Genomic DNA, 23,975 nt, shown 5'->3' with positions numbered 1-23,975 from the left:
CAATATAGGATTGCGTGTGCCTTTTTAAAACACATCTTTTAATCCTAAAATTGAAAAAAATCAACAAAAACCATAATGGATGAAAAAGAAAATCGCCTAAAAATAACTTTTTAGACGACCTCATGTAATCATAGCAGCTAAGCGACTAATCGATTGGTTATTGTATTTTTTTGGTAAGACTCAATGTTTGCAATAAGCAAAAGCTAACAATCAATGTGCGAATAATGTCGATGGCTTGTAACATTTTGCTCTTCTACGACACATATACTTAGTGTTGGCAGTAATTACAAAAAAAATAAAAGTTAGAATGAATAGTGACATTAAATATATAACTGAAAATTACATTGACTCTGAAGAATTATGTGAAATCATGAAAATATCAGAAAGTAAATTATACGACCTTATAGCAAAAGATTTGATGCCAAATTTTTCATATCAGATTGAAACAAAGTCTACAATTAGTTCACCTCTTGGCGATAAAAAAGTGGTTTTGACAACCAAAAAATATTTTTCTAAAAGCGTTATCAATGTAATTAAAGAAAACCTGCACTTAGAAAATAGCATCAGTTTTAAGGAGAATATAAAAAAAGAGTTTGTAGAAACCTTTATAAAACATACTGATAACACCTTTGCATATGAAAACACAATTGTAAATAGTGGAAAAATTGATTTTGAAAAACTAGAGAAAGCCTTCGAAACTGAATGGAAACACTATTTAAATGGAATTTATGGAATTTGCACATTAAATGCTACTGGTGCTGAAATAGCTAAAAAAGAAATCGCTGTGAAAAAAATAATTTCTTTTATAGAAAAAAATGGGGAAATAGAGTTATCCGATGATAAAAAGAAGGAATTAATTGAATTAAACTCTCAATACAATGAGATTTCAAACTTATTCTCACCTTACCAAAGAGAAAGTAGCAGTAGAGGAAAATATCTAGATAAAATGCTGGACAGAAACTCGTTGACTGAATTAATAAAAAACTACAGCTAACAATGACTCCTATAATTAATATGGGTTTGGTGTTTAACCCAAAGCTTAGTGTATTTCTATGAAGTCCGCCAAATCTTTTGATTTGGCTTTTAAAATGAAACAATTAAAACAAAATTAAAAGTTTTGGCTAAGTGCTTATTTATTCCCGTACTAATCATAGCCGAAGCCGTTGTGATTAATTCCATATATAAAGAAACTCTAATAACTTCTTTTGCTAACGTCAACAAAAAAAGAATAGAAACTGAGTGATTTTTTAAGGAATTTTATAAATTTTAAATCACTGAATATCAATATAATAAAACAACATTAGTCAAAATTATGAGTAAAAACAATCTAGTAAATCGTCTCTTTAAAAATAAATCAAACATTACAATAAAAAAAAGGCATTACTTGTTATTTGCTATTCTATTAACCTTATCTACAAAAACTGTAGCACAAGAGATACAAATATTCGAAATAGAAGCAAAAATAGATTCCTTAATTCCATCTAGAGTCAAAGACTCGACCCCAGGTCTTGTTGTTGGAATCGTTAAAGACGGAAAACTCATCTTTAATAAAGGCTACGGTCTTGGAAATATGGCTTACAAAATTCCTAACGATTCAAAAATGGTTTATAATCTTGGTTCAGCCACCAAACAATTTTTAGGATATGCTTTTGCTATGCTGCATTCACAAGGCAAATTAAACCTCGATGATTCTGTAAATATGTATTTAGATGATTGGCCAACATTTGACCATCCTGTTACCTTAAGACATCTGCTTACACATACTAGCGGTTATAGAGAGGCCTACACGATGTCTAAATTGGCAGGAAGAGCAATAGATGTTGACCGTTTAACCCAAGATGAATGTTTGCAGGTGATACGGAAGCAACCAAACCTAGAATTTATACCTGGAACACGCTATACTTATAACAGTACGACTTATGTAGTATTAAGCGAGATATTGAAAAAAGTAACGGATACACCAGCTGATAAATGGGTAGAAAAAAATATTTTTAAACCACTTGAAATGAACAGTACTCAAATAGAAAGTTATGTTGGTGAACTGATTACTAATGCTTCCGAATCCTATTCTTTCGATAGAGAAAAAGGGTACACTAATGAAAAAAGTAATAGAGCAATTTTTGGTGCCGCTGATATCTATTCAAGTGTTGAAGATTTAGCAAAATGGTTTACTATCTTTCGCTCTGATTTATTAGGTGGGAAAGAGACTCAAAACGTATTCCTAAAACCATTTATCCTAACAGACGGTACGAATTCAGAATATGCCTTAGGAATTAGAAACGAAATGCATAATGGTTTAAAAGTCTATCACCATACGGGAGGGCATGAAAACTTTATATCTCAACTCCGTTATTATCCTGATTCTGATTTGGGAATAATTGTGCTAACAAATTTTGGAAGAAATGGATGGCTTTCTGCATCTAGAGTAGCTGAACTATTTTTAGACAAGGAAATGACAGTTGCACCTCAAAAAGAACTAAAAGAAATTAGTTTGAAGATAGATAAGCTAAAGCAACTTGAAGGAATTTATGTTGCTAAAACTTTAAACAGAATACTAAACCTATCTATAGTAGATGAATCACTTACCTTAAATGGCAGAAATCGTTTGGTTCCAATATCAGGAAACAACTTTGGAATAAAAGGTTGGAATGGAAAAATTGAAATCGAACACTCATCTCAATCAACTTTTTTACATCTTATTGATAGAAAAAAAGAAACCTATTACAGAGTTAAAAAATGGGAAGAAAATATTGAACAATTAAAAACTTACGAGGGCAAATATTGGAGTGATGAATTAGAAATAGTTTATAATCTGTATATCGAAAATGGTGAACTTAAGGTTAAAAACCGATGGTTCGGAGTAATGAAACTGCAACCAATAAGTAAGGACTTTTTCGAATCGAATAAAGGCTACTACATAAAATTCACAAGAAATCAACAAGAAGAAATAAGTGGCTTGAATATTAATTCCGAACGTACTTTAAACGTGTATTTTAATCGTATTAAATAGCTCAGAATAACTAATCACAACACGGTGTGATTATAGCTGATTAGGCATTAATTGATTGGTTCCTGTATATTTATAATGCTTAGTGGTTTTAAAAGCTGAAAAATATATAAAATCTACTCAGAAATGTCCAAGGCTAGGTAATATTTTGAACAGCTACGACACATATATTAAACGTCAGACTGTCTAAAACCCCAAAATACCGTTCTAAGAATCATCTATTTGGATTTTTTCAAAGGTAGGCATCAGAATATGTTCTTTATTTGTATAGGTTTTTAGACAAACGGACGTTTTAGCAAATTGAAAATAAAATGCGAGAAAAAAATATTATAATTAAAAAAATTAATACTACAGATGTATTAAACGTCGTCGAATTGTTAAAGAGATTATACTTTGAATTAGGGGAGGAAAAAGAATCTAATCATCATGTAACCGAAGAATTAATCTCAGGTTTTATAAAAAATAATAATTATGAAATTCTAAAAGCATCTAATAATAACAACATAATTGGATTTATAACTTTATCAGAATCTCAAGCTATATATTGTGGAGGAAAATATGGTTTAATAGATGAGTTATATGTTTTGCCTAGTTATAGAAGTGGAAAAATAGGAGCACTATTAATCGAAGAGGCTAAAAAAATTGGATTAGAAAAAAAATGGATGAGGATAGCTGTTACTGCACCTTCAAGTAATAATTCAAGAGCATTGAAATTTTATAAAGAAAATGAATTTGATTTTGCTGGACCAAAGTTAAGTTATGAATTATAAAACTTGCTACCACAAAGTGTATAACTATAGCTCATTGCAGCTTTGTTATCTTAGTGATTCATTGGAATGTTTCCTTCGAAAAATCCCGCAACAAGCTAAACACAAAACGTTGTGTGCCATACCTGAACAAACGCAAATTGAATTTAAAGACGAACGAAAAACAGAAATCCAAATGTTCATTATAAACTTGACTTATAAAACCGAACTTGAAAAAGTTGACCAATTTCTCGACGAGCATATTGAATTCCTGAATGAACAATATAAATTAGGGAATTTTCTTGCTTCAGGACGAAAAATACCCAGAACAGGTGGAATAATATTATCGAATGTTGAATCTAAACCTGAACTAGAGAAAATTATTGAAAAAGACCCTTTCAAGAAAAATGAATTAGCAGATTATGAATTGACCGAATTTGTACCAAGTAAAACTTGTGACGAATTGAAATTCTTGATGGAGTAGAAAATACTAACACGCAGCAATTTGTATATTTTATATGTCGCCTTTGGCAGGCAAACACAATATACAAAAGACGTTGGGCACAAGTAAACAATTAATTATTAAATTATGAAGCATATAATTTGTTTTGGAGATAGTATCACAAGAGGAGAAAATGATACCGAGAAAGGAGGTTGGGTAGATCGACTTAAAACACATTGTATAAAGAAATTTTTAAAAACAAGAAATAACGAGATCTGTGTCTTTAATATGGGCATTGGTGGTGAAACTACAGAAGGATTGAAAAAAAGATTTGTACATGAATTTACAACTAGGTTAATAGAAAACGGAGACAACATCGTGACTTTTGCCTACGGGGCTAATGATATAGCGTTGTCAAATAATAAAAATACAATTTCTGTAGAAGAATTTTATTCAAATTTGGTTTTTTGCATTGATGTTGCGCTAAGAAAAAAAGCAACAGTTTATCTCATAAATATTTTACCTTTTATAGAAAGTGTCGACTCTGAATATCATGACCAAAGAAAACTAAGGAATATAGAAGATATTATTACATACAATACTAAAATTTTAGAAATCTCAAAAGAGAAGCAAATTCATCATATTGACCTTTTTCAAACAATGAAAGTAACGCAAAATAACTGGTTTACATATGATGGTGTTCACCCAAACTCAAAAGGACATCAAAGAATATATAAAAAAATAAAGAATGTAATCTTTAATCCTGAATTGTAAGATAGAACTGGTTTAAACTTTTTTCAATTCGCTATAAAAACGCCCTTTTTTACTCAATTTTTCATCTTTTTCTTACTTCGTAGCGCTACTATGAAGTGCAAAAAACATTTCAATTGACCGAAAAATCATCATTTTTCGAATGAATCAAAAAAGTTTAAACCAGTTCATATAGTAGATAACAGTGTACAACTATTATACAAGAAAAATCAAAAAACAGTGTAACATTTTGTTCTGCAACAATACATACTAAATGTTATGTACAATTGAATTAAACAAAAAAATCTATAAATTGAAAAAAATAATTCTGATTACAGGTGGAAGCAGAGGAATTGGTAAGGCTACTTCAATAGAACTTGCCAATCAAGGCTATATGGTATGTATCAATTATACAAAAGATGTTGAGTCGGCCAAGATTTTAGAGGACCGAATTAAAGCTAATGGAGGTGATGCTATTTCTATAAAAGCTGATATTTCTAAAGAATCAGATGTTTTAAAACTTTTTCAGGAGATTGATAATTTAAAAGATAGAGGAATTTTCTACGGACTTGTAAACAATGCCGGAATAATAGGAGAAAAATCTAGTTTGATAAATATATCTGCAGAACGAATTCGAAAAATATTCGACGTAAATGTTGTCGGAACATTTCTTTGTACAAAAGAAGCTATCAAAAGAATGACTAATGGAGGTTCTATTGTAAATATTTCATCTTTAGCATCAAAATTAGGTTCACCAAACGAATATATCGATTATGCTTCAACTAAAGGTGCTATTGACACATTCACTATTGGGTTATCTAAAGAAGTTTCAGAAAGAAATATTAGGGTAAACGCTATTCGTCCGGGTTTTATTGAAACCGATATTCATAAAATTCCGAACAGACTTGAGGATTTAAAGTCGACAATACCTATGAAGCGAATTGGAAAACCAAAGGAGATTGCGAAAGTGGTAGTTTGGTTATTGTCTGATGATTCAAGTTATACAACAGGCGCAATAATAGATGTTACAGGAGGAAGATAAAAGCACATAATAACATGTCCTATAACCAATTACTAAATCCAAGCTCTTCTAGAAAGTGTTTACGAAATACAAAAACCCAGAATTTTTAGTTGCTTTTAGTAAAAAATTAACGCTACTATTTATAGATAAACCGTTATAAACAATAAAAAATGAAATTTTCATACATAACAGTTCTATTAATTTTTCTCTTCACAAACTGTAATCAAGATTATAGCATTAATGAAGAAAAATACCATAGAATAGGAGGAATAGAACAATGGATAACCATAAAAGGATTAGACAGAGGAAATCCGATAGTTTTATTTATCCATGGTGGCCCCGGAAGCCCAATGAGTCCTTATTCTGATAACATCTTCGAGAAATGGTTCGATAATTTTACTGTAGTCAATTGGGACCAAAGAGGTTCAGGAAGAACCTATAAGAAAAATGCCCCTGAACAACTTACCAAAGATTTTCTTATCGCAAACCACCTAACTCTTGACCAAATGGTTGAGGATGGGATTGAATTGACTGAGTTTTTAACTCAATACTTGAATCAAAAAAATGTGATTTTAATGGCTGAATCATGGGGAACAGTTTTAGCAACTAAAATGGCAGCCAATAGACCCGATTTATTCCATTGTTACATTGGAACATCTCAAATCGTCAATTTGCAACAAAGTTTATCGTTCGGTTTCGATAGAACTCAACAATTAGCAGAACAGCAACAAGATAGTGTAGCCATCAAAAAGCTTAAAATCTTAGGAAAACCACCTTACCCAAACGGACGAACAGCAGGTAATCTCTTTAGAGTTATAAAAAAATATGAAAAGGAATTATCTAAACCCTTACCTGAAAACTTTTACCAAATAGGCACGGAGTACGGTAATGGGAATGACCGTAAAGCTCGTGCTGAAGGTGATGATTATTCATTTTTTAGCCTTATTGGGGACCAAGAACTTGGAGTAAAAGGTATGAACGAAAACATCGATTTATACCACCTTGGAAAAGATTTAAAAATTCCCATCCACATATATCAGGGAGAAAATGACATTTTGTGTCCAAAAGAAATAAACAAACCATATTTTGATGCTATCAAACAGGAAACTAAATCTTTCGATTTAATTGAAAATACAGGGCATGGAATTACTCCTGAAATATTGAAAAAACAATATCGATTACTAATGGAAAAGTATAGGCAATAAATAACTGACTACAAAAATGTTAATCGAATTACCATGAATTCGAATATGTCTAATTCTACTAGGGAATTACTATGTCTACTGATAAAAGTAAAATTAAGGTATCTTTGTAAAAGATAGTTATACCAACAGTTCAATTCAATTAGAAGTTTGTAAGAAAATTCCCAGTTTTTGTTTGATGATGAATGAATTTATAAAATATATTTCTTCTTCTATTCCTGATTTAAATCAAGACACTTTAAGTATTTTAAAAAAGTTGTTTTCAAAAATAGAATTAAAGAAAGGTCATTTACTTCTCAAACAAGAACAGGTATGTAATAATTTATATTTTATTGCCGAAGGAATTAGTCGCTCATTTTCTATAAAAGATGATAAAGAATATACAATCTGGTTTGGTTTTAAAAATAACTTTATAACTTCCTTTATCAGTTTTTTTTCAAGAGAGCCAAGTTACGAAAGTATCGAAATGTTTACCAATGGGACATTGTACCAAATCCATTCCACTATTTTTTTTGATAATAGAGTCTCTTCAGTTCAAATAGAAGATATTATTAAATACAATACTAAAATTTTAGAAATCTCAAAAGAGAAAAAAGTTCATCATATAGACCTTTTTCAAAAGATGAAAGTAAAGCAAAACAATTGGTTTACATATGATGGTATTGACCCAAACTCAAAAGGACATCAAAAAATCTATAAAAAAATAAAGAAGGTAATCCAAAATCCCGAATTGTAATAGATAGTAGATAACAGTGTACAACTATTATACAAGAAAAATCAAAAAACAGGGTAACATTTTGCTCTCCTGCGACACATATAGTAAACTATGTATCTTAACGAACAAAGAGAATAAAATAGACTGATTTAATTTTAAAACATATACTATGATTGGAGTAGCAATTCTTTTTATCGTTCTTGGAATTTTAATAAAATATGGCAAAATGTATGGGTTGATTGCGGGCTATAATACAATGCCGAAAAAAGAAAAGAAAAAATATAATATTTTAGGAATAGCAAATTTATTTAGAAATGTAATGTTCGGAATGGCTTTGATTATTATTTTTGGATGTCTGATTGCTAAATTGACTGAAAACCCGAATTTTCAAAATTATGCTTTTTGGACTTCAATGATCCTCGGAATACCATATTTACTTATTCAATCAAATTCTAAAAAATATAAAAAGAATCTAGAAAAAACAGATTGATTTTAGAAGCGGAATAAGTATTGATAAAAATAAAAATGACACCACAACAAGGAATATAGCCAACCCTCCTAAGGTCGGACTGCCCATATTCCGGAACATTGTAAAACATTTATGAAATGAAAATAGAATATAAAAAGAAACACCTGAATGTGAATTTAATTTTAGGGCTCGTATGGTTAGTTTGGTTCTTTGTAGGAGTATTTGGAAAAGAAGAACCAAATTGGACTGATTACGGTTGGATTTTCATTTCTTTTATGTATTTAGGAATTTACTTCTACCAAAAAAATTACAAATATTTGACCATTGAAAACGGAATTATAAAAGTAAATAGCCCTTTTGGAAAAAAGCTAAATCTGACTGAAATAAAACAGATTAAAAAATTTACAGGAGATTATATCTTAAAAACGGACAAAAAAGAATTGACTATCAATACGCAAGTAATTGACTCAAATTCACTCGCTGAATTGAATGTGGAATTAGAAAAACTGAATGTGGAATGGAATTAAAAAACGTTTTACAACAGCATGTATAATTCATTGTGACAAAGAATATTAAATCTATAAAATATAGCTGATTTCTGTGCGGAATAACCCTACGGATTATTCTAACAACGAAATCATATCCGAGACCATTGTAGTCTAACAATCGAAAGATACCTAGTGCAGATATTATTTATTGAACCAACTGCAACAATTTCAATCCATCATTTTTAGATAAAACAAGTAGAAGCTTCTTATCCCCTATTGATATTTGTTCTGCAGCGATGGTTTGTAACTTATGTAATGCGGGTAACGAAGTATCAAAATCTGTGGGTTTTTGCAAATTTCCGAAAAGAAAATACCCCTTATTTGCATCATAACGTATGGTTTCTACTTCTGCTTCATATATCGATCCAACTCCAAAAACATCCATCGTACCATCGTTATTAAAGTCATCTACTACAAAATCTGTAGTAGGACCAAACTGAGCCTGAACAGGTAATTTACGGGTTTCAAAATCTCCGCTTCCATTATTAACCAAAAGTAATGTACTAAACTCTGTAGCTATATAGTGCGTAGCTTCCTTAAGATTTTTATCTCCATAAATATCGGGTAACGAAGCATTGGCAAAAGCCCCATATGTTTTAAATTTGGTATTCAACATCGGGACTTGTTCTGAAGAACATTGTTTTCCTCTCACAGGAAGTAACAATCCCGTTTTAGAAGCCTTACTTAGGATAATATCTAAACTCCCATTTTGATCAAAATCTTTTGCATAAATGTGTAACGGCTTATCTTTTTTGGGCTGAAACTTGGTATTACCACCAATATTACCCACCAAATAGTCCATATCCCCATCCTTATCAATATCTGCAGGTTCTATAGAAAAATACCACCCAGAAAGATTCTTAAGTGCTGTGACTTCTTTATTTTTAAATGTCCCATTATCATTCTCAAAAATCATGACCGGCATCCACTCTCCTACCAATATTAAGTCTTGATCATTATCGTTATCGACATCAGAAAAGACTGCTTTATTCACCATGCTAATTCTTTCTACAGCATCAATCCTGTTTTGCTCTTCTCGTACAAATTTTCCAGAATCGTTAATTAAGAAATAAGATGGTGAAGACAATGGATACTCACCAGGTATTACACCTCCTCCGATAAAGAGGTCCAAATCTCCATCATTATCAATATCAGATGCTGCGACTGTCGAAGAAATTGCTTTTATATCGGGCAAAACATTACTTCTGGTAAAATTGCCTTTTCCATCATTTTCATAGATTCGATCCTGTAAAAAAGTACTGTTTTTTTGATTTTCATAACTTCCGCTGGTTACGTACAAATCCTGATCACCATCATTATCCATATCAAAAAATAAAGCTTCGGTATCTTCATAATCGCTATCTTTTTGAAAAACCGAACTACTTGACGACCTAAATTTTTGATTTTCTTGTTGAAGATATAATGCTGCAGAAGCTCCTTTACCATTACCTACAAAAAAATCATCCCTGCCATCATTATTAACATCTGCAACGATAAGAGCGCTACCTTTTTCACTTTGCTTTTGCGGCAATAGTAACTGAAGACGATAATCATCAAAACTACGTTCTACATTTTTATACTCAATACCAAACTTGGATGCATCCATAATTGATATTGTATTTGTTGGATCGTTTACTACCTTCTCTTTACTTGTATTCTTATTTACTATAGTAAGCCTTTGATTACTTTTTACATTTTTAAGTATCTGAATCTCATCTTGGGACCATCTTACTTTAATACTATCGATATGAGAAATGGTTCCAATCCCAAAATGTAACAATGTACCTACACTAGATTGAAATCCTCTAACAGGGTATACTTCTTTGGCTTGTTGTTGATCTTTGGTATATACATACACTGTACTTCCTATACCATTTGGATTTGTTTGTTTTCCCTTTAGCTCAATACTAATAAAATTATGTTTCTGATTATTTTTATAAATAGTTGCTTTTTCCCGTTGATTGTTTAAAACAAGATCCAGGTCTCCGTCATTATCAAGATCTGCATAGGCTACCCCATTAGAATTCATTTTTTTGCTTAATCCCCACTCCTGGGTAGTAGACACAAAAGAAAGTCCTCCTTTATTTTGGAACATTTTATTGCTCAATTTGGTAGATGGCATCATGGCAATGGCTTCTTCTAGAGTCACTTTCTTTCTATTCATAATATTGGTACGCATCTTATTTCTAAAATCCTGATTAGAAAGATCATGAAGAATACCATTGGTAACGAAAAGATCGTTATATCCGTCATTATTAAAATCTGCCAAAACGGGTGCCCAACTCCAATCTGTTTTTGCCACTCCTGCAAGTTGTCCTATTTCACTATAAACACCATCGCCTAAATTAAGTTGTAACATATTAGACATATATTGATGATGATATCCAGCCTTTACCACGGCATTAAAATTCTCGGTACTCATGGCCGCCATATTCTCTTTACTTCGAATGTGGTCATCAGACATCATATCCAATACTACCAAATCAGGTTTCAGGTCATTATTAATATCTGCATAATCAGATCCCATGCTATTCGCAGTTATATGATCAAAAGTATCCAGAATTTTATCTGTAAATGTTCCATCCTGATTATTTATATAAAGGAAATCTGGCTCTAAAAAGTCATTGGCTACATAGATATCTGGCCATTGGTCACCATTAAAATCTCCAATAGAAGCACTTAAACCCCATGCTTTATTAAGAATTCCTGATTTTTGAGTGACATCAATAAACTTACCCTCGACATTTTCGAAAAGTTGATCTGTACTTTCTGGTCGATAATCACTTTGAATTCTTGGGTCTATGACCACGTTGTTTTTAAAATCGGGGCGATGATTTACCAAATAGATATCGATATCACCGTCTTTATCATAATCTAAGTAATAAGCTTGAGTAGAAAATGCTTTTGAAGCAATACCATATTGATCAGCTTGCTCTATAAAAGTTCCATCTTTTTGATTGATATACAGTTTATTCTTACGTTGTTCACTATCCTTTAAAGCTCCTGCCTTGCATACATAAATATCCATCCAACCGTCTACATTAATATCGACAATAGACACCCCTGTTGACCAACCTAATTCATCAGCAACGCCCGACTTTGATGTAATATCTTCGAAAACAAAATTTCCCTTATTAAGATACAGTGCATTACTGCCTTGATTAGAACTAAAATAAACATCTTCTAATCCATCATTATTAATATCACCAATAGCAACTCCTCCACCGTTATAGATATAAGAATAATTTAAAAAGTTAAAATATAACGTCTCCTCTACCTTATTTTGAAACTCGACATGACTTTGTGAAGCCGATATTTCCTGAAACAATGTGCTCTTTGGTGGTGCTACAGTCACCGTTTCCTCTTTTTGTTGTTTCGAACAACTACAAAAAGCTAGTATTAACACTATCAGGCTATATATTTTGCACATACTTAATTTTAGAATTAGGGGTTTTATTTCGTATTAATCCGGTTTAAAGATAAAAGATTAGCACACATTTCCGATATGAATTTGTTTACTATAATCAGGCACTTTGCATCTTAAGTAAAAATGCATGTCTATTGTATACAAACTCTCAAGAAAATAAGCATCCCGTGTCAAAATAGCAAAGATTCTTTTTGATGGTAAACTTATCCTACAAACAACAATATTAAAGCTACAAACTGCATTATTTGCCTTCTATTCGAGAATTGACCTGATCCGAAAATTCCTCTAGCAACAATTTTAATTTAGGTGCTATAAATGTTTTACAAAATGGCTTTTCTGGGTTTTTGTAATAATAATTCTGAATTTCTTCCCTAGACATTTTAAAACTTTTAAAAGGAAGTACTTTTGTTATCAATTGATCATCAAACTCTTTTTGGAGATTCTTTACTATTACCTTTGCCTCGGTTTCTTGTTCTTTATCATATACATAAACAGCAGATCTATATTTACTTCGCATAGAATGATCACTTGTACTTTTATGGGTATACAAATGAACTTTTAGTAAGGTTTCTAAGGTTATTTTGTTGGTATTAAAGTGAACAATTACTGCTTCAGAAAAATCATGATAGTCGCCTATAGAAGCAGCATACCCTTGTTCTACTCTATCAACTCCTTTTAATGATAGAAACACTGCCTCTGTGCACCAATGGCACCCTCCTCCAAATGCTATTTTACTGTAGTCTTTTCTCAAAACAAAAACCTTTACCTAATAATATCTTTATTCTTCACCTGTACTGTCGCAAAAAACAATCTTACCTATCTAAAAGTAAGCATATTTTTCTCTAAAGAATACCTTTTTAAACCTCTTAATTATATACTCGTGAAATATGATGAAATATGTTTCACCAAAACTTCTTTGGATATTTATAAAGCATTAAACAATTAAATACATCTATTTATGAAAGATGAGCAAAAAACAATTCTGGTAGCATTATTAACCATTACCTCTATTTTTCTTTTAGTGATTACGAGCTGTGATGAGAAAAAAGACGAAACCGAGCTTCAGCCCTATAGTAAAATAGAGCCTCAACCATTTCCTACCACCTATGGGTTTCCTATTCCAGAAGCAACCTTGATTGCCTATACACAAGATTATTCGAATCCAAAAAACATAGAGGGGATCTACACCCATGCATGGCAAATATGGGCAGGTCTTACTACAAAAACCAAATTAGAAACCACCAATGGTCATAAAATAAGAATCTTCGAATCATGGAGAACACCTCAACAGATAAAATCAGAAGAACTTATTAGTGACACCAATCTGTTTCCTTTGACTCTTCCTCATCAACTAGGTCATGGTAGTGCTAATAATCAAAAACAACTCGCAGGTTTTGTAAAATACAGTCCTGCCGCAGAAAAACATGTTGTTGAGCAAGGATTGTTTAGTCAAAAAATAGCAAAATCACTAATTCAAAGTGGTGCCAGTCAGATTCTTGGTTTTCCATCAAGATCTATTATGATAAAACCTGTATTCTTACCTGTTAATTTATCAAAAGGCAGTAATAAAAATACTATTAATGTATGGCAAGGGCCTCCTAAAGATACTATTAGAACCTGGGGGCAATCTTCATGGCCAAATTCTTCAATTACTATTGTTGAAAAAAATGAAGAAGCAGATGGAAAAAGTAAATTCGCCATTTCTGATTTTATACATTTTAAGGTAGATAAAGCTTTTACAGAACCTTTTGGAGATTTTAAACACGGAGATTATGCTGTTCTAGTAGGAATGCACGTAATGACCAAAGAAACAACCCGATGGACCTGGCAATCTTTCTGGTGGAGTCAATATCCAGATGATCCCAAGTTTCCTAGCTCTAAGTTACATGCATCTTTTCGAAGTAAGGTATCATTAGATCAAGCTTCGGCACACTATGCGATGACAGCTGCTTACTCTACAAAAATGCCAACACAACCATATATAAACGGAAAAAACGAAGGCGAATCTTTATATGCATATAATCCCTATCTGGAAGCAGGTTTTGGACCTGCCGGATCTGACAGCCCGGTATTGCTTGGTGAAAATGAAGATGGGTACTATCAAGGAAAACTTGTACAAAATAATTATGGAATCCAAACGAATTGTATGAGCTGTCATATCCAGGCAAGATGGCCTCTTAATAGTAAAAAAGTAAATAACTTTTATAATGGAGATCGGTACGTAGCTTTTAATCAAAACTATGGTAAAGATACACTCCAACTTGATTTTTTATGGTCCGTAAACGCTACGCTTGGGGATCTTAAATAATCCTAAAATCAAATTAACAACAACGTATATTTTCTAATTAACAACCTATTAGAAATTATAGCATAAAAAAACAGTATAGTCATGAAAACACAAGAGTTACAAACATCTCAACACGCGATCGATTTTATTAATGAGAAAGCAAATTATGACCGCAATTTTATTGAACTACTAATGGCATCTTTGCGCAAGGCAAAGTCAGCGGCACAATCAAGTCTGGACACTCAACTATACAATATTTTATCATGGCCTCTTGATATTTATGAATATAGTGCCTATTTAAAAGAATTTGCATCATGGATTCCTCAACAAAGTAATAATCCTGCCTGGAAAGATCCAAAAACAGGTAATTCTCAAGAGGTGTATGACAGGCTTTGCCATTTTTATTATTTAATAGATCAAGAAGTAGGACCTAATGAAAGTACCATTGTACAAAACATAGACTGGTTTAGTAAATGGTTGGTTGGTTATGCTAATTTATGGGGAAGTTTTCTAAATACTACAGATTCTTTTAATGATGAAATTTTAGAATCCTTTATAAAATACTCGCCAAAATACCGAATACAAGATTCGATGATCGATGGCAAACCAAACAGACCTGGCGGTTGGCAAACTTTTAATCAATTTTTCTCTCGTGAATTAAATCCTGGGTTACGGCCTATTGCCAATCCTAAGGATAATACCACAATAACTTCTCCGGCAGATTGTACCTATAGAATGATGTATCAAATTGATGAAAACTCTACAATTCCGGAGATTACGATGAAAAAGACTCATAAGTTTGCAAGTATTCCAGAATTACTAAAGGACAGTCAATATGCAAATGCCTTTGCTAATGGTACTTTTGTACATTATTTTTTAGGTCCATATTCTTATCATAGGTTTCATACACCAGTAGCAGGAATTTTAAAAGAATGCTATGCTGTACAAGGATTAACGTATCTGGAAGTCAATTTAAAAGATAGGCAATTCGATGCTCCTGATAATTCTGAAGGAGGGTATGAATTTACACAAGCAAGAGGAATTGTAACTATAGACACCTCTCAATCACCTTATGGAGATATGGGGATTGTTGCGGTCATTCCGGTAGGAATGTGTCAGGTATCCTCTGTTAATATGACAGCGCAAGCAGGAGAAAATGCAACTGTAGAAAAAGGAGATGAGTTTGGGTATTTCTTATTTGGCGGGTCAGATATCATACTACTATTTCAGGAAGGAAAAGCTCCAGAAATTAATACTTGTGATCATTATCGCCATTACGGAACAGATATTAGCACCTGTCCTCCAGAAATATTAGAAAAGAACTCTTAAAGCCAATTATATATTAAATGCGTTCAACCCTACTTCATATAACTAAATAAATTATCTTGATATAGGCATACTGGGTAATTATACCTCATACTTTTTAACATGTATGAGGTATATATCGAGGTTTCTTGATTAACTCAAAAAAAGTTAATTAACTAAATTAGTATACAAAGTGGGGTTGATTTTTTTATTACAGTTAGTTCCAGGCTAATTGCTTTCTTTCTTGCCAATATAGGGTAGGATCTACTTCAAAAGTGCTTAGCAGTAATATTTCATCGGTTGTTAACCTAAAAGTGGTTGCTTGTGCATTTTGTTTTATATGTGCTATAGAGGCAGCACCACTAAGTATTTTAGCATTTGGCAGTGTACATTTACAAAAATTAAGAGCTATTGCATCTATCCCTACTTCATATTTTTTTGCCAACATTTCCAACACCTTATATAACTTATCATAGTGCTTATAAGTACTATTTTCGAACAATCGTCCGTTGGCCATTGCTTCTTTTATAACTAGCTGTTTTTTTTGGTTATCTAAAACTTCTGAAACCTCTCTTATACTCTGATCAAGGATATTGTATGTAACCTGATAAGTATCAAACAATTGATTACCTTTTACCGAAACACCTAACGCTTTTTTAATAACTTCGACTTGATTGGCGCCAGTAGTTGTTATTCCAATTTTTAGATTATATGTTTCTTTCAAAAAAGCTAACCTTTCTAAAATAACTGAATTCTCGAGTACCATGGTCTCTAATGTTGCAGAATGAATTTGGTACACTTTTATATACGGCAAAAACGATTTTGAAACTTCCCATTGTTCATTCAACTTTGTTAAACTATGCTCTTTTACTTCATGAATTTTAGCATTGGTATCAAAATTGGCTACATAGGTATAGCCCCATTTTGTTGCTATATGAATAGTGGGATCATTTTTTGTCTTTACCCACTCTAACAATAAATTTTCTGCAAGCCCATACCCTGGTGCGGTATCAAAATATCGTATCCCAATTCTATAAGCTTCTTCTAATACTCGAAAACCGTTTTGTTTAAAATCCTCCAGGTTTTGATTCGAAACGTTTTCTTGTCGAATATTAATATATTGTGGCCGCCCCAGAGCGGCTGTTCCTAATCCTAAAAACATTATAATATCGGTTGGTAGTTATTTAAAAAATGAATTACTTTTTCTTTTGGCATTTCACAAGGTTTCAACACATTTTTATGAGACATTCTATAATAATTTAAGCTTATAAAATCTTTTCCTCCCAACTCTTCTGCATATATTTTATATGATTGCCCGTTATTAAAAGTTTCTTTTATAATACTATATTTCTTATGATTGTATTGTACTTCTGAATATCCTTCTGGAATGTTTTGTATTTGATTTAATATCATTGCCTACGTTCAGAAACTTTTTTCTTAAGGTATTACTAACAACACTAAATCTAATCAAAATATTAGTATAAAAAAAGAGGCCTTTTCAAGGCCTCTTTTTGTCGGGTAGAGAGGATTCGAACCTCCGATCTCTGGTCCCCCAGACCAGCACTTTAACCGGACTAAGCTACTACCCGTATTTATAAAATTTTATTCTTCAATCTTTCATTAGTATAGTTAAAACTATCATATAATTAATTATTCGACTTCCGATCTCCCCGCCCAAGCGGGGCACTTTAACCGGACTAAGCTACTACCCGAAAAATTTAAGATTGCAAATATAGTAATCTTACGATTAAATTAAAGGATTATTATCACGATCCAGAATTTTTATCATTTTAAATGATTTCAGTAAATGAAAAAGTCCCGGTAAAATCACTGCTCCTCCTATAATAAGAGAAATCCCAAGTACTTTAATAACACTTTCTGGAGCACTATTTTCTAATAAATTAATACTACCATTTGTAGTGATAATAATATCAGGAAAATGAGCTCCCAATGCTGCTAAAAGAATAAAGAACACCTGTAAGCCAGCAAAGGATCTACTCCAAACCTTATTTCCTTTTCTAATCATTTTCCATAAAGGGATTAATAATACTGCAGATAAGGTTACACAAATCAATGCAAAAGGATTGCTAACAAAACCATTAATAAATACGTTATCGATTAGATACCCATACCCTAATGTCACAAAACCAACTACAAAAACTACAATAGCGGCCATCGCAGACTTTCTAATATAGATATTCTCTTTTCCAGATTCTGATTCTCCGATTAATAAGACAGAAGATAAGAAAGCACAAAATGCCGCAAAAAACAATCCTACTAGTATACTAAACGCATTAAACCAAGGCGCTATAAAAGCATCATAAAAAGTCAATGTGCTGATATCATCAGTTATTTTGATGTTTCCGCTAATTAATGCACCAAAAACAATTCCTAAAAAGATCGGAGTAATAAGACTTGATACTTTAAACATTTGATCATATAGCTTTTGAGACTTATCTATTACCGCATCATAGTGTCTAAATACAAAAGCAACTCCTCTTAAAGTTACTCCTAACAACACTATAGTAAGCGGGATATGCAAACTAATTACCATTATATTATAATACTCGGGAAATGCAATCCATAGGATCACAATCAAAATTATCACCCAGATATGATTAGCCTCCCAAACAGGCCCCATCACTCTATAAATCGTTTTTTTTGTAATTTTTTGATTTTCTTCAGACGAGAATAGTTCTACTATTCCGGCTCCATAATCAGCTCCTCCTAATACCACATATAGATAAAGAGAAAAAGCTAAAAAAAACAATACAACGTATAACATATCTAGTGATTTGAATGGTTTAGTACTTTTATCTGTCGAAGCATTAGCCAGGTTACCGCAACCGATAATGTTAAGTATACTACTATATAGGTATAAAAGCTCACTACTATCCCTGGCATGGGTGTTACAGCATCTTTGGTTCTCATGATCTTATGGATAATCCAGGGTTGTCTTCCTACTTCGGTAACAATCCACCCGGCTTCGAGGGCTATAAAACCTAAAGGAGCCACCAATACAAATAACAACCAATACTTATTATTGTTTAACCATTTTTTCTTTTTTAATGATACAAAATATAGAATCCCCACAAGAAATAATAGGGAACCTATTCCCACCATGATTTGAAATGCATAATGTACCATAGGCACGTTTGGGCGCTCATCTTCTGGAAAATCATTTAGTCCTTTTACCTCTGCATCAAAGTCTCCAAAGGCAAGAAAAGAGAGCATTCCTGGTAAAGCGATTTTATAGCTTACTTCTTGCGTTTCTTCATTTACAATACCTCCAACATACAATGGTGCTCCTTTTTCGGTATGGTAATGCGCCTCCATAGCGGCTAATTTAACAGGTTGTCGTTCTGCTATATCTTTTGCAGAAATATCTCCACTAATAGGTTGCAATATAGCAGCAATTGCGGCAAAAGTTAAGGCTATTTTAAAGGCTTTGGTATGCAACTCTATTTTTCGTTTCTTATATACCTGATACGCATGAATCCCAGCTACTGCAAACCCTGTAGCGGTAAAGGCAGCAAGAGTCATATGCAATGCCTGTGTAAACCAAGCTGGGTTTAGCATTGCTTGTACCGGATCTATATTCGTAAATTTACCGTCTATATAATCAAACCCAGTAGGCGCGTTCATCCAACCATTCGCAGCCACTACCAAAATCCCAGATGCTACTCCAGAAAGGCCTATAATAATCCCGGTAACCCAATGAAATTTTTCTGGCAATTTGTTCCATCCATATAAATAAAATCCCAGTGCGATGGCTTCTACAAAAAACGCAGCTCCTTCTAACGAAAAAGGCATACCAATAATTGGACCTGCATGCTTCATAAATTCTGGCCATAATAATCCTAGTTCAAAAGATAATGCAGTTCCAGAAACCGCACCTGTAACAAAAAATATAGCTACTCCTTTTTGCCACGCCTTGGTTAACGTTAGATATACTTGATTACGTGTTTTTAACCATTTATAATGTGATACGACCATAAAAAAAGGCATCACCATACCAATACAAGCAAAAACAATATGAAATATTAGTGTAAATGCCATTTGAAGTCTTGCTGCATCAAGGTTTTCCATAGATAGAATTTAGATAAGAAATTGGCTTCCGAATTACGTGTACAAAAATACAACTACCAGTTGGTTTTATGAAGTAATATCTTAGAATATAACGTATTATTTTTTGCTATACTATTCTTGCTCATCTACCTATAACCTGTGCAACAATTAATAAAGGAATAACCGATAAGGAATAGGGAAAAAGTCTATTATAAATTGGTAGCTATTAAAATATCTTTACCTCATCAACTTATACAAGAATATTTTTTACCAAATACTAATTTAAAATTTAAACCATATGGAAAATACCGTTTCTAACCCAATCGAAAGCACTATAGAGAATAACCTTTTACATATTCATGAATTATTGGCAAAAGGAGAGTTTATTGAAGCCATGGAAACCTATCTTCATGATGATGTAGAATTACGAGAAGCAAACGAAGTACCTAAAAAAGGGAAAGCATTTAATGTAAAATTCGAACAGGATTTTATTAATAATCAACTTGAAGAATTTATTAGATATGATATCAATAATTATTCGGTCAATGGTAATCATTCTTTCTATGATGCTGTGATGGAATTAAAATTAAAAGATGGTAGTACCATGCTTTCTGAACAAGCGGTTGTTACAGAATGGAAAGATGGAAAAATCTACAGAGAACGTTATTATCACGCATAATACATTTTATCAACATCTTTATAATCCCTTTACTCTGCTATGAGTAAAGGGATGTTTTATATATATATGCAGAATAACAGCTATAAAAAAGGTCTCTTACAAAATTACTAATCAACACCTTAACTATCAAACAAAAAAAAACAAATCCTATTAATTTTATCATTTCTTGCAATAAATCAAATGATTTATATATATTTGCACCCGCTTAAAGATAGCCAATTTTCGGGGTGTAGCGTAGCCCGGTTATCGCGCCGCGTTTGGGACGCGGAGGTCGCAGGTTCGAATCCTGCCACCCCGACTAAGTCAAACCGTTCATTTTCAGTAGATAATGGACGGTTTTTTGATTTAATACGTCGGGAGTCGGCAGTACAGTCGTCAGTTTATAGTATATTTGGGCTAGTACCAAAAGATACTTATCAAGATATGTATACATTCAAAAAGGCCCGTTTAGTCAAATCAAAAGGTGCAAAAGGCAACTATATCCTATATTATGTATGGGATGTTCAGAAAAATGATTTAGTAAGACGTAGACTATATATTCCTAAAAAATATAAATCTGATGCTGAACAATTAGCCTTTGCAAAAGAAAACATAAAGGAGATTAACAGACTTCTTGCCGAGGGGTATCATATCGACCGTAAAAAAAGTCCCAAAAATTCAACAGAAAACGAAAACATTTCTTCTAGGAAGATTTACTCTATACGAGAAGCTGTAAAAACTTTTATAGAAATTAAAAAGGCAAAAAAACTCTACAAAAGAGGAATTGAGTTTTATGGCAACACCCTAGAGCGCTTTGTAAAGTGGTTAGAACATCAACAACAGGATAATTTATGGATTGGTGAATTAGATAATCAGTTAATTCAGCAGTATTTCATGTATTTACTCATTCAGAGAAAGAATAGCTCAAAGACCTATAACAATACACTAGGAGTCCTTAAAACGTTTTATAACGAATGCTTAAAGCAAGAATGGGTAGATGGAAAAAATCCATTTGATAAGATTGATAAACAACCCGAGGAATACGGAACTAAAAATAAGCCTTTTACTAACGAACAAATCGCTGATATAAAAGAATACACATTAGAACATGATCCATATCTCTGGAAAATAATTTGTTTTATCTACTACTCTTTCATGCGTCCGTCCGAGATTCGTAGATTAAAAGTCCAGGACATTGACCTTAAAAAAGACTTGATTTGGGTTTCTGGTAAAATTAGTAAAACCAAAAAAAGAGATGTCGTACCTATTGTTCCGGCATTAAAAAAAATTATAGAAGAGATGAACCTAGAGAATTATCACCCTGATGACTATTTATTTGGAACAGATCAGGTACCTTCTTCTAGCAAAATGGGCGAAAATTATATGGGGAAGCATTTTAAGAAAGTAAAAGATTACTTTGATTTTGGTAGCGACTACACTTTATATGGCTTTAAACATACGGCAGTAGTAAATTGGTACCAAAAAGAAAAAGATATCCGTAAGATTCAAAAAATGTGCCGTCACTCTAGTATGTTGATGACAGAGCGTTATCTCAAATCTTTGGGGTTACTTGATGATAAGGATGCCGTTTCTGAATTGCCAGAAATTTGATTTTCATTTTTTAATTGAATCCTTTCGAAGTCACATTATGAAAAAGAAGTTAAGGTGTAAGCTTCCAAAAGCCTTTGGATTGAACCTTAGACAAGGTTTAATTTACAGATCCGGTTACTAAGGAAAAGTGAGGATTATGAGTTTAGAAGTTCTCATAACAATTCACTTTGTAATTGTTATGGGTCATAAAAATATTCCCCTATTAAATAATTGGTTAAGATTGGTAAACTTTAAATGCCTTAATTTTTTCTTTCATTTTATTTTCTTTTACACCTAAACCTAGATAATTATATAGGTTTTTAGATATCTCATACATTGTTAGTAAGTAAGTACTACTAGTAAGTCCCATATTTTCAAGAATTTCTATACCCAATTCTTGATTATTTATAGCTTCGTCAATGTTTTCAGTTATTAGATATAAGTTGGATAATTCATTGTAATATGCTGCTAAATAAAAATCATTCCTATCGAGAGATGTAAGGGATAGGTGTAAGTCTATTCCTGCCTTTAGTAAGTTAATAGCTTCTTTAAATGAACCTGCTATTGCATATGAGCGAGATAAAATTCTATATTCAATACTAAGTTGCTGGTCATCGTATAAGGAATATTTCTTTCTAATACTTTGAACTTTTTTGAAGTTCTTCATTGCATTTATAAGATCACTATGCATTAAATAAATACTAGATAAATTATTCAACGTGGTAATAATTTGTATTAAAGATTCTTTATTTTCCATAGAAAATTGTTTCAAAGCTTTTTGAAAATATTCTATGGCCAGATCTTCTTCTTCATTTTCACTATAGCAAAGAGCTAGATTGTTATAAATCACACCTAACTTTCTCTTATCGAGTCCGGCATATTTCTCAGCTCTTTTCGCTAGACTAGCTAGTTTTGACAACTCGTTTTTTGCGCCTAAATAAAATCTTATCGAATAGAAATATTCATTTTCTAGAAGAAGCAACGGTTGATATACACTGCTTCTATATTCTTCTTTTATTGAATTGATTATGGATTCCGCATATTTTAAGAATCTAAATGAATTCTTCGGAGCGTTATACCCTTCTTTAATTCTACTTGTTAACCACGCTATATGAAAAATATTAGCGATAAAAGGACTTTGCCGCTCTCTCTCTTTATAAATTATAATCTCCCTTACTATTTTATGAATATCAATTCTTTTTCTATCTGAACTTATATTTATGAGGCCTTTTTTCTCAAGGGCATTGATATTGTTAGTAATTGTAATTTTATTTTCATCATAATTCTTTAATCCATTAATGAGGATTAGTTCCTCTATAATAATATTAGTTGATGGTAATATTGCTAGGTATTCTAAATAATTTTTTTCATTACTTTTGAGAGTAGGAAGACTGAATCTTTCCAATAGATAATTAAAGATTCGAACAGAATTAGACTCATCATTTACATCTATATCAATTTTGAAATCCTTTTTATCAAGTTCTTGCTCCTTTAATGCCAAAATAAAATCAGTAAGAGATAAATCAAAGCTATTTTCAATTGTTTTAGAAGTTAATTCTATGACTAATATGTTATAATCGATAGCTTCAAAAAATTGTTTAAGCAATTCATTATTTATTTTGGCTAAGTTCTAAGATAAATATGTGTTATCTTTGAACTATTAAATTTCAGCTATGATCCCAGAAGATTTTAAAGATTATTTTGTGAATTGCGTTCACACAGAGCAGCAATCGATTATTT

The 23,975-nt window shown here is 32.1% G+C and carries 21 protein-coding genes and 2 tRNA genes; 15 read left to right on the top strand and 8 right to left on the bottom strand.

Features of this window, described 5'->3' with window-relative positions; translation table 11 throughout:
- Positions 1–307: 307 nt before the first annotated feature.
- The 10 genes from ABW636_RS21880 (at position 308) to ABW636_RS21835 (ending at position 8,879) form a co-directional block, all read left to right on the top strand.
- Positions 308–994 (top strand): DUF6058 family natural product biosynthesis protein, encoded by a 687-nt coding sequence (locus tag ABW636_RS21880; RefSeq protein WP_367592234.1) that lies wholly within the window; start codon positions 308–310, stop codon positions 992–994.
- A 318-nt stretch (positions 995–1,312) separates the two neighbouring features.
- Positions 1,313–3,010, top strand: coding sequence for a serine hydrolase domain-containing protein (locus ABW636_RS21875; RefSeq protein ID WP_367592233.1), 1,698 nt, complete (start codon positions 1,313–1,315; stop codon positions 3,008–3,010).
- A gap of 308 nt (positions 3,011–3,318) precedes the next feature.
- A complete protein-coding gene (locus tag ABW636_RS21870; RefSeq protein WP_367592232.1) occupies positions 3,319–3,777 on the top strand; it encodes a GNAT family N-acetyltransferase in 459 nt (152 codons plus the stop codon).
- A complete protein-coding gene (locus tag ABW636_RS21865; protein ID WP_367592231.1) occupies positions 3,767–4,237 on the top strand; it encodes a YciI family protein in 471 nt (156 codons plus the stop codon). The genes ABW636_RS21870 and ABW636_RS21865 overlap by 11 nt, the downstream gene beginning before the upstream one ends.
- 105 nt (positions 4,238–4,342) lie before the next feature.
- Positions 4,343–4,969: an SGNH/GDSL hydrolase family protein gene (locus ABW636_RS21860; protein WP_367592230.1), complete on the top strand. Its 627-nt coding sequence runs from the start codon at positions 4,343–4,345 to the stop codon at positions 4,967–4,969.
- Positions 4,970–5,258: 289 nt separating this feature from the next.
- The gene (locus tag ABW636_RS21855) at positions 5,259–5,987 is read left to right on the top strand and encodes an SDR family oxidoreductase (protein ID WP_367592229.1); all 729 of its coding nucleotides are present in this window, start codon (positions 5,259–5,261) and stop codon (positions 5,985–5,987) included.
- Positions 5,988–6,136: 149 nt separating this feature from the next.
- A complete protein-coding gene (locus ABW636_RS21850) occupies positions 6,137–7,171 on the top strand; it encodes an alpha/beta hydrolase (protein WP_367592228.1) in 1,035 nt (344 codons plus the stop codon).
- A gap of 175 nt (positions 7,172–7,346) precedes the next feature.
- Entirely contained in the window at positions 7,347–7,904 is a 558-nt protein-coding gene (locus ABW636_RS21845) for a cyclic nucleotide-binding domain-containing protein (protein WP_367592227.1), read from the top strand.
- Between the two features lie 148 nt (positions 7,905–8,052).
- A complete protein-coding gene (locus tag ABW636_RS21840) occupies positions 8,053–8,373 on the top strand; it encodes a DUF3784 domain-containing protein (RefSeq protein WP_367592226.1) in 321 nt (106 codons plus the stop codon).
- Positions 8,374–8,489: 116 nt separating this feature from the next.
- Positions 8,490–8,879, top strand: coding sequence for a hypothetical protein (locus ABW636_RS21835; RefSeq protein ID WP_367592225.1), 390 nt, complete (start codon positions 8,490–8,492; stop codon positions 8,877–8,879).
- 166 nt (positions 8,880–9,045) lie between these two features.
- Here ABW636_RS21835 and ABW636_RS21830 read toward each other — a convergent pair whose 3' ends face one another.
- A complete protein-coding gene (locus ABW636_RS21830; protein ID WP_367592224.1) occupies positions 9,046–12,330 on the bottom strand; it encodes a VCBS repeat-containing protein in 3,285 nt (1,094 codons plus the stop codon).
- Positions 12,331–12,568: 238 nt separating this feature from the next.
- The gene (locus ABW636_RS21825) at positions 12,569–13,078 is read right to left on the bottom strand and encodes a peptide-methionine (S)-S-oxide reductase (RefSeq protein WP_367592223.1); all 510 of its coding nucleotides are present in this window, start codon (positions 13,076–13,078) and stop codon (positions 12,569–12,571) included.
- 207 nt (positions 13,079–13,285) lie between these two features.
- Here ABW636_RS21825 and ABW636_RS21820 point away from each other — a divergent pair, with 207 nt between their 5' ends.
- Together ABW636_RS21820 and ABW636_RS21815 are read left to right on the top strand one after the other, a co-directional pair.
- Complete coding sequence (locus tag ABW636_RS21820; RefSeq protein WP_367592222.1) at positions 13,286–14,635, top strand: hypothetical protein; 1,350 nt, start codon at positions 13,286–13,288, stop codon at positions 14,633–14,635.
- 81 nt (positions 14,636–14,716) lie between these two features.
- The gene (locus tag ABW636_RS21815; protein ID WP_367592221.1) at positions 14,717–15,943 is read left to right on the top strand and encodes a phosphatidylserine decarboxylase; all 1,227 of its coding nucleotides are present in this window, start codon (positions 14,717–14,719) and stop codon (positions 15,941–15,943) included.
- 193 nt (positions 15,944–16,136) lie between these two features.
- Here ABW636_RS21815 and ABW636_RS21810 read toward each other — a convergent pair whose 3' ends face one another.
- The 5 genes from ABW636_RS21810 to ABW636_RS21790 form a co-directional block, all read right to left on the bottom strand.
- Positions 16,137–17,081, bottom strand: coding sequence for an aldo/keto reductase (locus tag ABW636_RS21810; protein WP_367592220.1), 945 nt, complete (start codon positions 17,079–17,081; stop codon positions 16,137–16,139).
- The gene (locus tag ABW636_RS21805; protein ID WP_367592219.1) at positions 17,081–17,332 is read right to left on the bottom strand and encodes a peptide methionine sulfoxide reductase; all 252 of its coding nucleotides are present in this window, start codon (positions 17,330–17,332) and stop codon (positions 17,081–17,083) included. Before ABW636_RS21805 ends, ABW636_RS21810 begins: the two co-directional genes overlap by 1 nt.
- Positions 17,333–17,433: 101 nt before the next feature.
- A tRNA-Pro gene (locus ABW636_RS21800) sits at positions 17,434–17,508 on the bottom strand.
- 158 nt (positions 17,509–17,666) lie between these two features.
- Entirely contained in the window at positions 17,667–18,704 is a 1,038-nt protein-coding gene (locus tag ABW636_RS21795; RefSeq protein ID WP_367592218.1) for a cytochrome d ubiquinol oxidase subunit II, read from the bottom strand.
- A 2-nt stretch (positions 18,705–18,706) separates the two neighbouring features.
- Positions 18,707–20,008: a cytochrome ubiquinol oxidase subunit I gene (locus tag ABW636_RS21790; RefSeq protein ID WP_367592217.1), complete on the bottom strand. Its 1,302-nt coding sequence runs from the start codon at positions 20,006–20,008 to the stop codon at positions 18,707–18,709.
- A 277-nt stretch (positions 20,009–20,285) separates the two neighbouring features.
- On the opposite strand from ABW636_RS21790, the gene ABW636_RS21785 reads away from it, so the two are divergent.
- The 3 genes from ABW636_RS21785 to ABW636_RS21775 all read left to right on the top strand — a co-directional run bounded on the left by ABW636_RS21785 (position 20,286) and on the right by ABW636_RS21775 (position 22,256).
- Positions 20,286–20,666 (top strand): nuclear transport factor 2-like protein, encoded by a 381-nt coding sequence (locus tag ABW636_RS21785; RefSeq protein ID WP_367592216.1) that lies wholly within the window; start codon positions 20,286–20,288, stop codon positions 20,664–20,666.
- Positions 20,667–20,889: 223 nt separating this feature from the next.
- Positions 20,890–20,964: transfer RNA gene (locus ABW636_RS21780), tRNA-Pro, on the top strand.
- A 125-nt stretch (positions 20,965–21,089) separates the two neighbouring features.
- Complete coding sequence (locus ABW636_RS21775; protein ID WP_367592215.1) at positions 21,090–22,256, top strand: tyrosine-type recombinase/integrase; 1,167 nt, start codon at positions 21,090–21,092, stop codon at positions 22,254–22,256.
- Between the two features lie 214 nt (positions 22,257–22,470).
- Here the strand turns inward: ABW636_RS21775 and ABW636_RS21770 are convergent, their stop codons facing one another.
- A complete protein-coding gene (locus ABW636_RS21770; RefSeq protein ID WP_367592214.1) occupies positions 22,471–23,841 on the bottom strand; it encodes a tetratricopeptide repeat protein in 1,371 nt (456 codons plus the stop codon).
- Positions 23,842–23,975: the final 134 nt, after the last annotated feature.

The organism is Aquimarina discodermiae (genome assembly GCF_040786235.1).
Lineage (GTDB): Bacteria > Bacteroidota > Bacteroidia > Flavobacteriales > Flavobacteriaceae > Aquimarina.
This window is presented reverse-complemented; position numbering and strand designations above follow the sequence as displayed.

Excerpts from the sequence above, each read along its gene's own strand:
- ABW636_RS21815 (WP_367592221.1), top strand. The coding sequence starts at position 14,717 with ATGAAAACACAAGAGTTACAAACATCTCAACACGCGATCGATTTTATT.
- ABW636_RS21880 (WP_367592234.1), top strand. The coding sequence starts at position 308 with ATGAATAGTGACATTAAATATATAACTGAAAATTACATTGACTCTGAA.
- ABW636_RS21875 (WP_367592233.1), top strand. The coding sequence starts at position 1,313 with ATGAGTAAAAACAATCTAGTAAATCGTCTCTTTAAAAATAAATCAAAC.
- ABW636_RS21820 (WP_367592222.1), top strand. The coding sequence starts at position 13,286 with ATGAAAGATGAGCAAAAAACAATTCTGGTAGCATTATTAACCATTACC.
- ABW636_RS21840 (WP_367592226.1), top strand. The coding sequence starts at position 8,053 with ATGATTGGAGTAGCAATTCTTTTTATCGTTCTTGGAATTTTAATAAAA.
- ABW636_RS21775 (WP_367592215.1), top strand. The coding sequence starts at position 21,090 with ATGTATACATTCAAAAAGGCCCGTTTAGTCAAATCAAAAGGTGCAAAA.
- ABW636_RS21810 (WP_367592220.1), bottom strand. The coding sequence starts at position 17,081 with ATGTTTTTAGGATTAGGAACAGCCGCTCTGGGGCGGCCACAATATATT.
- ABW636_RS21860 (WP_367592230.1), top strand. The coding sequence starts at position 4,343 with ATGAAGCATATAATTTGTTTTGGAGATAGTATCACAAGAGGAGAAAAT.
- ABW636_RS21795 (WP_367592218.1), bottom strand. The coding sequence starts at position 18,704 with ATGTTATACGTTGTATTGTTTTTTTTAGCTTTTTCTCTTTATCTATAT.
- ABW636_RS21830 (WP_367592224.1), bottom strand. The coding sequence starts at position 12,330 with ATGTGCAAAATATATAGCCTGATAGTGTTAATACTAGCTTTTTGTAGT.
- ABW636_RS21790 (WP_367592217.1), bottom strand. The coding sequence starts at position 20,008 with ATGGAAAACCTTGATGCAGCAAGACTTCAAATGGCATTTACACTAATA.
- ABW636_RS21850 (WP_367592228.1), top strand. The coding sequence starts at position 6,137 with ATGAAATTTTCATACATAACAGTTCTATTAATTTTTCTCTTCACAAAC.
- ABW636_RS21870 (WP_367592232.1), top strand. The coding sequence starts at position 3,319 with ATGCGAGAAAAAAATATTATAATTAAAAAAATTAATACTACAGATGTA.
- ABW636_RS21805 (WP_367592219.1), bottom strand. The coding sequence starts at position 17,332 with ATGATATTAAATCAAATACAAAACATTCCAGAAGGATATTCAGAAGTA.
- ABW636_RS21865 (WP_367592231.1), top strand. The coding sequence starts at position 3,767 with ATGAATTATAAAACTTGCTACCACAAAGTGTATAACTATAGCTCATTG.
- ABW636_RS21785 (WP_367592216.1), top strand. The coding sequence starts at position 20,286 with ATGGAAAATACCGTTTCTAACCCAATCGAAAGCACTATAGAGAATAAC.
- ABW636_RS21835 (WP_367592225.1), top strand. The coding sequence starts at position 8,490 with ATGAAAATAGAATATAAAAAGAAACACCTGAATGTGAATTTAATTTTA.
- ABW636_RS21845 (WP_367592227.1), top strand. The coding sequence starts at position 7,347 with ATGATGAATGAATTTATAAAATATATTTCTTCTTCTATTCCTGATTTA.